The organism is Marinomonas sp. A3A (genome assembly GCF_018336955.1).
In the GTDB taxonomy this organism is placed as follows: domain Bacteria; phylum Pseudomonadota; class Gammaproteobacteria; order Pseudomonadales; family Marinomonadaceae; genus Marinomonas; species Marinomonas lutimaris.
Genome location: NZ_CP025532.1, coordinates 139,718 through 152,086, shown reverse-complemented (window position 1 = coordinate 152,086; position 12,369 = coordinate 139,718). Strand labels below are relative to the sequence as shown.

Here is a 12,369-nt window from a genome sequence, read left to right as displayed (position 1 = left end):
AAGACGACTCTTTTTAGCCAATAGATCATTAATACTCGTATTATAAAATCAGGCTTTGGCCTGATTTTTTGTTAAGGAACCTTTATGCCGACCTCACCACTTCGTATAGTTTTTGCTGGCACACCAGAATTCGCAGCGGCTAGCCTGCAAGCGCTCTTAACAAAGATGAAAGATTCAAATGCTGAAAAGCAGTATGAGATCGTCGGCGTTTACACTCAGCCAGATCGTCCAGCGGGCCGTGGTCAAAAGCTAGTTCAGAGCCCAGTGAAACAGCTTGCTATCGCCAACGACATTCCAGTTTATCAGCCGTTAAATTTCAAACAGGATGAAGACAAGGCGCAGCTCGCCGCATTAGAAGCCGATCTTATGATTGTCGCCGCGTACGGAATCATCCTGCCAAAAGTCGTATTGGATACGCCTAAATTTGGTTGCATTAATGTTCACGCTTCTTTGCTTCCTCGCTGGCGCGGTGCAGCTCCTATTCATCGTTCCCTGATTGCTGGCGATGACGAAACCGGCATTACTATCATGCAAATGGATGTTGGTTTGGATACTGGCGATATGCTGCTAAAAGCATACTGTGATATCAAACCAACAGACACGTCAGAAACGTTGCACGATCGCTTGGCTATTCTTGGTGGCAGCACACTGATTGAAGCTCTAGAAAAATTCAAAGCCAGAACATTAGTCCCTGAGCAACAAGATGAAAGCCTTACTTGCTACGCCGCGAAACTTACCAAGCAAGAAGGCGATGTTAACTGGGCATCTTCGGCAGAATTGATCGAGCGTCAAATTCGCGGTTTATCTCCTTGGCCAGTCGCTTACACCAACAGCCTTGCTGGTGTAATGAAAATCCATGCAGCACACATAGCCAGCGTAAGCGATGAGGCTTCCACACCAGGCGATATTTTGGTGGTTAGCAAAGAGGGTATTATCGTTGCCACAGGGCAAGGTTCTATTCTTATTACTGAGATCCAATTTGCAGGCGGCAAACGCATGAAAGTGCAAGACGCCTTAAACGGTAAACACAAAGCAGCCTTAGAGATTGGTCAGCGTCTTGGCGTTAATGAAAGTGAAAACAAGAGTGAGCAAACAGCATGAGCCAATACGACAATAGCCTCCCATCCAACACAAGTCAGCAAAGTGCTCGCCAAGTGGCGGTTACAGTCATCACTAATATTCTGCTTCAAAAGGGTTCACTTAGTACGCAACTTGCTCGCCATCAAATAGATGTTGCAAGCGAACATGCACCAATGCTTAAAGAATTATGCTTTGGTGTATGTCGTCAGTACCCAAGACTAAACAGCATTGCCTTACATTTATTGGCGCATCCTTTTGAAGAAAAGGACACAGATTTATACGCTGCCTTACTTTTAGGTTTGTATCAATTAACCTACATGAACACCCCAGATCATGCGGCAGTAAACGAAACAGTAGAAGCGTGCCGGATCTTGAAAAAAGACTGGGCAACCAAGTTAATGAATGCGGTGCTACGTCGCTACCAAAGAGAAGCCGACGAAATAGTTGAGATTCTAGAAGCTCAACCTTCTGTAGAATTCAACATGCCGAAATGGCTGGTGAAACGTTTTAATAAACATTGGCCAGACAGTCTTGAAGACATTATCGAAGCAAGTAACACGCATCCGCCAATGTGCATTCGTGTAAATGACAGCCTGGTTTCACGTGAAACATACAAGGAGCAACTTGCTGATCTGGGTATAGACTCTGAAAATGGCGAATTTTCAGATTCAGCTTTGTACCTAAGAAATGCGGTTCGTGTTGGAGAGTTACCAGGTTTTGATGCAGGTTTTGTCAGCGTTCAAGATGAAGCCGCTCAGCTTTCAGCTCATATTTTATCGCCCAAAAATGGCGAAAAAGTATTGGATGCCTGTGCAGCACCTGGTGGAAAAACAGGGCACTTATTAGAGAAAGCCAACTCTGCTGGACTAAGTTCAATGGAACTCACTGCCGTTGAACTAGAGCCTTGGCGCATGGAAAAAATCGAATCCAATTTGGCACGCCTTGGCTATTCGGCGCAGTTGATCTGTGCAGATGCGAGTGATCTTGATGCATGGTGGGATGGCGAGCATTTCGATAAAATCCTACTCGACGTTCCTTGTACGGCAACAGGTGTTATTCGTCGTAACCCAGACATTAAGATCAATCGAAAGCCAGCTGACATTGATGATCTCGTTATCATCCAGCGAGAGATTCTTAACAAGGTTTGGACAACGTTAAAATCTGGTGGCTTCATGTTGTACGCAACTTGCTCCTTGATGCCAGAAGAAAACGAACAACAAATCCAACGGTTCCTAGCAAACCAAGAAAACGCGAAAGAAGTTGCACTAAATTCTTTGGCGCCGGATCTTGCAGTAGAATGGGGGATTCCTGTTAGTCACGGTCGACAATTATTTCCCCATGCAGATGGTCACGATGGTTTCTACTACTGCCTTCTTCAAAAAGCTTAAGCCTGCCTGCCTAGCAAATAGGAATCAAAAAAACAGGCACAGATCACCTACGGCAAACGACTGAAAAATAGATCGTTTTATAAAAATGCCCGACAAATTGTTTCACATGAAACACAGTTTGTTGGGCATTTTTTTGCGTTCAATTAATATTATCCTTTGCTGATTACGAACTTGTCTCTCAGTTTCAACACTCAATAAGTAACAAAAGAAATCTCATTACACGATCATCCAAAATAATTACGAGTATTTATCAAGTTCAAGTTAAATAATTGTCCTTATGTGGGTAAACTTGCTCTACTTGATTCGAGCAAAAAATATGCACGCTCGATCAACCAAACAACTCAATTTTGACATTTGAATTAATACACTAAACAAAGAGCCGAAAAAATAACGCTCTAAGGCAGACTATGAAAATCATCATTATAGGCGCGGGGCAGGTTGGCGCCACGCTTGCGGAAAACTTGGCAAGTGAAGATAACGATATTACCGTCATTGATACAGATTTAACCCGCCTTAGAGAGCTGCAAGATCGTCTCGACATTCAAACGGTTGAAGGCAGTGGTTCACATCCAGCTGTATTAGATCAAGCTGGTTGCAACGATGCCGACATGCTAATTGCGGTGAGCAACCAAGACGAAACCAATATGATCGCCTGTCAGATTGCTCACACCTTGTTTAAAACACCGACTAAAATCGGTCGTGTCCGTTCTAGCGCTTATGCAAATTATCCAGAACTCTTTGTTGATTCAGCCATTCCAATGGATGTTCGTATCAGCCCAGAAAAAGAAGTAACTAAACATTTAAGCCGTTTGATTCGTTATCCAGGCGCGTTGCAGGTGATGGAATTTGCGGAAGGTAAAGTACAGCTAGTCGTCGTCAAAGCAGAAAAGGGCGGTCCACTGATTGATCAACCTATCAGTTTCTTAAAAGAACACATGCCGTCGATCCAAACGCGTATTGCAGCAATTTATCGTGATGGTAAATCCATTTCTCCTGACGGCAATACACACATTCGCGCCAACGACGAAGTCTTTTTTCTAACGGCTCAACGAGATGTTTTAGATGTAATGAGTGAACTGCGTCCTTTAGACGTTCCTTATCGACGCATCATCATCGCCGGCGGTGGTAACATTGGCGAGCGTTTGGCACAGAGTTTGGAAAAAGAATACCGCGTTAAAATCATCGAACGCGATCCTGAACGTTGCCGTTATTTGTCCGAAACCTTGGACAACACAATTGTGCTAAACGGCGATGCGTCTAAGCAGGAACTGCTGCTTGAAGAAAACATCGAATCCACCGATGTATTCTGTGCTTTAACCAACAACGACGAAGCCAATATCATGTCTTCTATGTTGGCAAAAGTACTCGGCGTTCGTACGGTTATGACCATCATCAATAACCCTGCGTACGTCGATATCGTTCAAGAAGGCATGATCGACATTGCGATTTCGCCGCAACAAACTACCATCAGTTCGCTACTAAGTTATATTCGACGCGGTGATGTGGTGAACGTTCACTCGATGCGCAAAGGTGCTGCGGAAGCATTAGAGGCAGTCGCGCACGGTGATTATCGTTCTTCAAAAGTCGTTGGCCGCAGCATTGCCAATTTGAATTTGCCTGAAGGCGCAACTATTGGTGCTATCGTTCGTGCAGACGATTTGATTGTCGCCACCAGCGAACTGGTGATCCAAGCAGAAGATCACGTCATCATTTTCGTGACCAATAAAAAGCAAATTCCAGCGGTAGAGCAGCTCTTCCAAGTGGGATTAACCTTCTTCTAATTTGAACGTTTTTTAGCAAAAGTAGAAGCCAACATCATTTGGCTTCAGCAGATTTTTAACGCCGGTCTGGCAACAGAACATCGCCAGACTAAAGGAAGCAAGTATGCATTTTAGTGTTATTTTACGTGTCATCGGATTATTGGTAATGGTGTTCAGTGTGTCACTGATTCCACCAATTATCGTTTCTCTGATTTATTCCGATGGCGCACTCAATGCCTTTTTGTATGCATTGGGTATCAATATATTAGGCGGCTTTCTTCTATGGTTCCCTGTTCGGAAAGAACGTGGGGAGTTAAAAATTCGTGACGGTTTCTTGGTCACTGTCTTGTTCTGGACCGTCCTAGGCTTGTTCGGTTCGGTGCCTTTCTTTTTGGCAGAAACGCCAGACTTGACCTTTACTGATGCCTTGTTCGAATCCATTTCTGGACTCACCACCACAGGGGCAACTATCCTTACGGGTATTGATGGCTTACCTAAGTCGATTTTGTTTTATCGCCAGTTGCTCACTTGGTTAGGCGGTATGGGGATCATCGTTTTGGCCGTTGCCATCATGCCTATGTTGGGTATCGGTGGTATGCAGTTGTATCGTGCTGAAACGCCAGGGCCAGTAAAAGACACCAAATTGACGCCACGCATTGCCGAAACGGCAAAAGCCCTTTGGTATATTTATGCGACCTTAACCAGCGTTTGTGCCTTAGGATATTGGATCGCAGGGATGAGTTTGTTCGACGCGATTTGCCATAGTTTCTCAACTGTCGCAATCGGCGGTTTCTCCACTCATGATGAGAGTATCGGTTACTTCAATAGTGTCGCTATCGAAATGATTTGTACCTTCTTTATGATTGTCTCGGCATTCAACTTCGCTCTGCATTTCTACGCTTGGCGTCACAAAAGCGTATGGCATTATTTTAAAGATCCTGAAGCACGTTTCTTTTTATTGATACTGTCTTGTACGGTTATTTTGTCGACTCTCGTGCTTGCCATGACATCGACTTACGATTGGAGTACATCGATTCGCTATGCGGTATTCGAAAGTGTTTCCATCGCAACTACCTCTGGTTTTGGTACATCCGACTTCGCTAGCTGGCCGCATTTCTTACCATTCTTGTTGATCGTCACATCGTTTGTCGGTGGCTGTGCCAGTTCGACTGGTGGCGGCATGAAGGTGATTCGTATCCTCTTGATCCTCAAACAAGGTATGCGAGAGATCAAACGCTTGATCCACCCAAATGCCGTTATTCCCGTTAAAGTGGGCGGCAAAGCCATCAATGAAAGAGTCGTGTCTGCAGTATGGGGATTCTTCTCGGCATACTTACTGGTTTACGTAGTGCTAATGATTGGCCTAATGGCAACAGGATTGGATCAAGTTACGGCTTGGTCTGCTGTTGCTGCAACATTGAATAACCTTGGTCCAGGTCTTGGCGACGTAGCTGCCAGTTTCACCAGTGTCAGTGATCCTGCAAAATGGATGCTGTGTTTTTCTATGTTGTTGGGTCGTTTGGAAGTCTTTACCCTGTTGGTATTGTTCACACCAATGTTCTGGCAAAAATAAAAAGCGCTAAAAATTAGATAACACGTAAGGATTAAGACAGTGACACCAGCCATCAACCAGCTTAAAAAACTGAAGATTGCGTTTAGTATTCACGAATATGAACACGATCCACATTGTTCTAATTTTGGCGAAGAGGCCGCAGAGAAACTCAATCTCGATCCTGCTTGTGTGTTCAAGACTCTACTAGTCACCGACGACAAAAACACCTTCGTTACCATTGTGCCAGTGACAGATACCTTAAATTTAAAACGAGCGGCCAGTGCACTAGGCGTTAAAAAATTGCACATGGCAGAGGTTAAAGATGCCGAGCGACTTACTGGTTATTTGGTTGGCGGTATCAGCCCAGTAGGGCAAAAGAAAAGCCTCGTCACTTGTATTGACCAAAGTGCGCAGAAATTTGAAAAAATCTATGTCAGCGGCGGACAGCGAGGACTGGATATTGGTCTAGCACCAAACGACCTAAGTCTCGCTTGTCGTAACGCCATCTTCGCAGAGATTGGCGAAACCAAGTAACATAAAAGATTACCCTGCGAATCGACTCTCTCAATTTAAAAAAAGGCATTCTCCATGGCGCAAATTAAACCCATTATTTTATTAGATCGAGACGGCGTCATTAACCAAGACTCAGACGCTTATGTGAAATCAGTAGAAGAATGGCAGCCCATTCCAGGCAGCATCAAATCCATCGCTGCACTTTCCAAAGCAGGCTTTAAAGTCTTTGTGGTGACGAACCAGTCAGGTATTGCTCGCGGTTATTATGACGAAGCCACACTACAGACTATGCACGATAAAATGACAACACTGGTAGAAACAGAGGGCGGCAAAATAGACGGCATTCAATATTGCCCCCATGGACCTGATGATAACTGCAACTGTCGCAAGCCAAAAAGCGGCATGATTGAAGCGATTGAAGCAGAGCTTGGCTTATCATTTGAAGATCACCCAGCCATTATGGTCGGAGACTCTCTACGAGACCTTCAGGCAGGAAATGTACGCGGATGTTCACCTGTACTAGTTTTAACAGGAAAGGGCCGTGAAACGCAGTACAAGACGATAGATTTCCCATTCACCGTTTATACAGACCTTGCCGCGTTTACTATTGCAACACTGCATAAATACAGCTAATCGGATTAAGAGAATTTATTCCCTAAAATACCTTGTTAGTGACTATTCACTAACAAGGTATTTTATTGATAGTAACTACTTGCCTCGCGTCATCCCAGCCAATCTCTGCCAACTCAACGCCATTAATAGCGCTAGAACCAATAAAAGATACGGAAACGCTGCGGCGCTAAACGCCTCAATAATTGGTCCAGTTAGCGACGGAGCCACCAAGGCTCCTAGTCCACAACAGACAAAAACATAACCCGTACGTTTGCCATTGAGCGACATTATGCTATTAGCATATGAAAACAACATGGGGAAAAACGCGGAACACCCCAAACCCAACCACAAAGCAATCATCACCAGCGAAGCATCAGACAAGACCATCACCAAACTTCCCGTGAAACTCACCACCAGCAAACCATAAATACCTTGTCGAGGCGTAATCCAACGCAGCAGGAATACCGAGAACAAACGACCCAGAGATAAGCTAACAAAGAACCAAGTTACTAAGATCGCTGCGGTATTTTGATCTTCACCGGACATAACAGCATAAGTAGTGATCCAACCAGCGATGGTAATTTCAAAACCCACATACAAGAAGATAACTGTCAGAAACGCCAAGAAAGTCGCTTTTTGTTTTGTTGCTGGCACCACTTCGCTGGCTCTAAGTTCGAATGTTGGACTAGGTTGTCGCCATAATAAAAATGGCAACAACACCGCATATAGAGCAACCATCCAATAACCTGCACCATAGCCATGCCCCGTCCATTGCGCGAAAACCAAAATCAAGGGTGCCAACATACAACCTGCGCTGTAACATAAATGCAAAATGGTGACATATGAGCCAACTTTTTCTTTATGCAGCCACAACATCATCATATTGCCTCCCGCATTGACTGACACTTCCGATGCTCCCAGCAAAAAGAACAACACCACCAGCATAAATAAGCTAGTCGAGAAGGGTACCAGCACCAATCCAGTAATCACGCAAAGTAGCATTACTATAAGATAATGATGACCTTGCCAACGATCGAACATACGGCCTGCTAACAAAGCACCAAGAATATTACCAATTGCTCGCGCACTAAAGACGATAGAAATTTCAGCAACGGAGGCATTAATTAAATCGGCCAAATATATCAAACTTGGTCCCAACAAACCCGAAACCGAGCCCGCAGCAATAAACATGGCGCAATACAGCGTAGTTCGAGTTAATTCCTTCATAAAGCAGTGTCCATTTTTTATTTTTTTAATCTAAAGAGAGCATTGATATTTGGATTTAATCACGCAACTTGATTAATTAATAGACACCGCTAAGAAAATCTCTAACGCCCATAGAATCGATTGGCAAGGAGTTCGAATTAGATGATAATGGTTATTATTTTAAAATGTTCTATTCATGGCTAACCAAGACAGACTAACTCGCATAGAAAAGGTTTTAGACTACATCCACGAACACTTGGATGAGCCTATTCACGTAACCAGCTTAGCAGAAAAAAGCTGCTGGTCACGCTGGCAGTTTCAACGGGTATTTGGTCAGACAACAGGCCTTACCGTTGCTCAGTACATAAGAGAGTTACGCTTAAGCCAAGCCGCCGAACTGTTACTATCAAGCAAAACTAGACACATGGATATTGCAATACAATGTGGCTTTGACTCGGAAATAAGCTTCTCTCGGGCCTTTAAACACATGTTCAACTGTACCCCTAGAGATTATCGCCAACGTGGGAAGCGTTATGGATTACGTACGCCACTACAATACAGACGCCCTAATAAAACCCAAACAGAGACGCTAAAATCCTTCACACAAATACGCATTGAAAGTCGCGATGGCTTTCAAGTTCAAGGCAAGTGCGATTGGATTCGAGGATTACTGTCTTCTACTCCGGATTTTTCAGAACGGGTTCCACAGCTTTGGTCTCAAGTTATTTCAGAAATAAGCACGATTGCAAAAGGCTCTCGCCCAATTGGCATAATAGACACTCAAGACCATGCTAAACATCCAAATCAAATGCTTTATTGGGCAGGGTACTTAGAGCCAATAAAACCATCGCCTTCAATAACTTTTAACGGCGCCAACCCATTTAATACCAGGCAGTTAGATACGGTGACCGTGCCACTTCAAGAATACGCTGTCATTCCCGTTTATGGAAAATCGTCGGCAGTTGAAAAAGCATTAGAGTGGTTTATCTACCAATGGTTACCTGAGTCCAATTATTACGGTGTTCAAGGTTATGAACTAGAAGTGTACGAGCCTGATTACGATCCAAACAGTCCACAGAGCTACATGGAATATTGGCTTCCAATAAAGCCAAGATGACCGCTATAAAGTCTAGACCGATGGTTTCTTCCTCTTACTTTTCCTATTACTGAAGATGCACCAAAAGGTTAAGTTTTATGTTTTCAATAAAAATAGAATGAGATTCATTATCAATATTGTTTTATTCTATTCTCGGAGTTAACATGAAACCGTCTGTGCATTTCCAACTCACCTTACTTGCTTTAGCAATGTCATCTGTATCGTCTCACTCTCTTGCAACTGACAGGTCAGAAGCAACAGATACAAGGTTAGAAGATCAATTAAGTACATTAATGGTGAAGGGACAGACATATCGTAATACAGCGACCAAAACCCAATTAGATCCAGAAGAAACACCCCAAGCCATTTCTATAGTTGAGCAAAGTATGCTGGAGCAAAGAGGCACGGAAACGGTTGCGGAAGCTGTCCGATATACCTCAGGCATTAATACTGAATTACGTGGCGGCGCAGTAACACGATTGGATTTTTTCAATATTCGAGGATTCGAGAACGACAAAGCCTACTATGATGGGCTGCAGCTACTTTATAACGATTGGAACCTACAGCCACAAATCGACATGGCAGCGGTAGAACAAGTTGAAGTATTCAAAGGTCCAACCTCGACGCTTTATGGCGCTATGCCTCCCGGTGGCATGGTGAATCTCATCAGTAAAGCACCTCAACCTGAGAGCCAACATAGTGTGGAATTAACATTAGGTAGCGACAGTAAACTCGAAACACAAATCGATAGTACCGGCGCGATTAACGACAAAATGAACTATCGCGTCGTTGGGCTGTTTCGACAAAAAGACGGACAAGCCGTCACATCGGAAGAAGAGCGCATCATGATAGCGCCTTCTATTGATTGGAAAATCAGCGATAGCACCATGCTCAACCTCAATATGTATTATCAAAAAGATCCCAAAATGGGCATTTATTCTACCTTGCCATCAAAAGGCACCGTCTATAGCAGCACCAATGGGAAACTATCTTCAGATGCTTATGCGGGCGACACAAACTGGGAAACCTACGACAGAGATGTACTTTTACTTGGTTATAAACTCGACCATAAAGTAAATAATACTTGGAGCTTTCTTCAAAATGCTCGTTTCACCACGGCAAAAGCGTACCAAGAGAACACCTATTCTTCTTCGCTAGACAGTGATGAAAGAACCCTAAATCGTCGTGCCTATCTCACAGACGAGAAATCCGAAGGTATCAATCTAGATAACCAATTTTCAGGTGTTTTTGATATTGGCAATGCCGAGCACAATATCTTAGTCGGCGTAGATTACCTCAAGCTCAAATCTGACGTTATATACGAAGATGCCGTAGCGCCTAGCATCGATCTGTATAACCCAAATCACAGCCAAATTATAAGAGATAACCTAGACTTCGCAGGGTCCGGATACAGCAGCGATTTTACTATCGACAAAGAGCAAACGGGCGTCTACTTACAAGATCAAATACGCCTTGATCAATGGGTCTTTATTGCCGGTGGTCGCTATGATCAATTCAAAGCAACTGAAAAGGGTCGTAAATACGGAGCGACCACAAACACCAAAGTAGATCAGAGTCAGTTTAGTGGTCGAGCCGGCGCACTGTATGAATTTGATAATGGCCTCGCTCCATTCGTTAATTATGCTCAAAGCTTCGAGCCAATCACAGGCTCTGACCGCAATGGTAAGACTTTTGATACTTCAACAGCCGACCAATGGGAAGCAGGTCTAAAATACAAAAGACGAGATGTTACCGCTAGTATAACTGCCTTTGAGATCACCAAACGCAATGTACTGACCCGCGACCCAGACAGCACAGACTACAGCCAAAAGGTTCAAGTGGGGGAAATGCAATCTCGTGGTATCGAACTTGAGTTACAGCAAGTCATCACACCAGACATCACGGTAAAAGCAGCTTATACACTTCAAGACGTTGAAGTCACCAAAGACAATAGCGGTATAGAAGGTAATACACCGGTTTGGGTACCCAAAAAGCAATTTAATACTTGGCTAACTTATGCGCCAACAGAAGGAACATTAGCCGGTGCATCACTCGGTGCAGGCGTACGTTATGTTGGTCAAATGCAGCTCGACGCAGCGAACTCTAATACCGTACCGTCTTTTGCCTTGGTCGATTTATCCATAGGTTACGACTTATCTATGCTGTCTCCACAATGGCAAGGAACCAGCGTGAGATTTTCGATGAGCAACGTATTCGATAAAACCTATTACAGCTGCTACGACGAATCCAACTGCTGGTTCGGAGACGAAAGAGCCTTCGAAATTAGTGCCCGCTATGAGTTTTAGCTATCTCATGGCATGGCTTAAAGCCACTATTTAGAGGTAAAACATGGAAAGGCTTATAGATCGTCTTTTCAACACCGCAAGATCATACATTGCGGTACTGGATGGGCAAGAACGTTTGTCTAATAAGAAACCAAGCACGACAAGCTTATCCGCTACCAATCCAGAACCCGCTCTGCGGGTTTTACATAAAACGCTACAAGAGGCGCACCCAGAAACGGGTGCGCCTTATTGGCGTATACGGTGTTGGGGATTGGCTTGCTGGCAACCAATCTATCTGGCGATGATCTGCGTTTATCAGCTCAAAGCGGTACCGCTGCGCTTGCAAGATATAGAACAAAAGCAAAGTGGCGAGATGGTCGCAGGGTATTTTTTACCAGATGGGATATGGCAAGAGGGAAGTCACGAGACACTTATCAAAACAGCGAGTGAACAGCTCAATATAATGTTCCAATCATTTGAAACAGCTCACGTTGATGCCTTTGGTGGAAGACCGGCACTGTATCAAGGTTTGCTTGCTGATCAGTTAATGAGTGCGCTAATTGCTATAAATAACTTGTTGCCCGATGAGCAAAAATACAACCTCGAAACGGATTTTCAACTTTGGGCGCAAGAGATGAATTTGCCATTAAAACCTCTTGCGGGGCTAAGTCAGCAAGAAACAGAAACGCCTGTTTTTGTGCGTCATACTTGCTGCTTACACTTTCGCCGTGACGGCGGAGAGCTCTGTACAAACTGCCCTAGACTGCACACAAAAAACGCAAAACAAAAACAGCAAAATGCAATTAATCAAGGTTGATAAAGGTAAGTGATCGTTATAAAAAGTAACTTAGTGTAAGTACTTACTCTCGCTTAAATC

Annotated in this window: 10 protein-coding genes; 9 read left to right on the top strand and 1 reads right to left on the bottom strand. The window is 44.0% G+C overall.

The features are described 5' to 3' along the window. Nucleotides 1-84: 84 nt before the first annotated feature. From fmt to gmhB, 6 genes are all read left to right on the top strand, one after another. On the top strand, nt 85-1,101 hold the full coding sequence (fmt, locus tag CYL31_RS00685) for a methionyl-tRNA formyltransferase (protein ID WP_212917092.1): 1,017 nt from the start codon (nt 85-87) through the stop codon (nt 1,099-1,101). Next, on the top strand, nt 1,098-2,468 hold the full coding sequence (gene rsmB / locus CYL31_RS00680; protein ID WP_212917091.1) for a 16S rRNA (cytosine(967)-C(5))-methyltransferase RsmB: 1,371 nt from the start codon (nt 1,098-1,100) through the stop codon (nt 2,466-2,468). The genes fmt and rsmB overlap by 4 nt, the downstream gene beginning before the upstream one ends. A 407-nt stretch (nt 2,469-2,875) precedes the next feature. Then, nucleotides 2,876-4,249, top strand: coding sequence for a Trk system potassium transporter TrkA (trkA, locus tag CYL31_RS00675; protein ID WP_212917090.1), 1,374 nt, complete (start codon nt 2,876-2,878; stop codon nt 4,247-4,249). 103 nt (nt 4,250-4,352) lie between these two features. Continuing rightward, nucleotides 4,353-5,801: a TrkH family potassium uptake protein gene (locus CYL31_RS00670; RefSeq protein WP_212917089.1), complete on the top strand. Its 1,449-nt coding sequence runs from the start codon at nt 4,353-4,355 to the stop codon at nt 5,799-5,801. Nucleotides 5,802-5,840: 39 nt separating this feature from the next. Beyond that, a complete protein-coding gene (gene ybaK / locus CYL31_RS00665; protein ID WP_212917088.1) occupies nt 5,841-6,314 on the top strand; it encodes a Cys-tRNA(Pro) deacylase in 474 nt (157 codons plus the stop codon). Between the two features lie 54 nt (nt 6,315-6,368). After that, on the top strand, nt 6,369-6,926 hold the full coding sequence (gmhB, locus tag CYL31_RS00660; RefSeq protein ID WP_212917087.1) for a D-glycero-beta-D-manno-heptose 1,7-bisphosphate 7-phosphatase: 558 nt from the start codon (nt 6,369-6,371) through the stop codon (nt 6,924-6,926). Nucleotides 6,927-7,001: 75 nt separating this feature from the next. Here gmhB and CYL31_RS00655 read toward each other — a convergent pair whose 3' ends face one another. Beyond that, a complete protein-coding gene (locus CYL31_RS00655; RefSeq protein ID WP_212917086.1) occupies nt 7,002-8,132 on the bottom strand; it encodes an MFS transporter in 1,131 nt (376 codons plus the stop codon). A gap of 175 nt (nt 8,133-8,307) precedes the next feature. Here CYL31_RS00655 and CYL31_RS00650 point away from each other — a divergent pair, with 175 nt between their 5' ends. The 3 genes from CYL31_RS00650 to CYL31_RS00640 all read left to right on the top strand — a co-directional run bounded on the left by CYL31_RS00650 (nt 8,308) and on the right by CYL31_RS00640 (nt 12,309). Continuing rightward, the gene (locus CYL31_RS00650; protein WP_212917085.1) at nt 8,308-9,228 is read left to right on the top strand and encodes an AraC family transcriptional regulator; all 921 of its coding nucleotides are present in this window, start codon (nt 8,308-8,310) and stop codon (nt 9,226-9,228) included. Nucleotides 9,229-9,371: 143 nt separating this feature from the next. Continuing rightward, on the top strand, nt 9,372-11,513 hold the full coding sequence (locus CYL31_RS00645) for a TonB-dependent siderophore receptor (protein ID WP_212917084.1): 2,142 nt from the start codon (nt 9,372-9,374) through the stop codon (nt 11,511-11,513). Nucleotides 11,514-11,556: 43 nt separating this feature from the next. Beyond that, on the top strand, nt 11,557-12,309 hold the full coding sequence (locus CYL31_RS00640) for a siderophore ferric iron reductase (RefSeq protein ID WP_212917083.1): 753 nt from the start codon (nt 11,557-11,559) through the stop codon (nt 12,307-12,309). Nucleotides 12,310-12,369 lie beyond the last annotated feature (60 nt).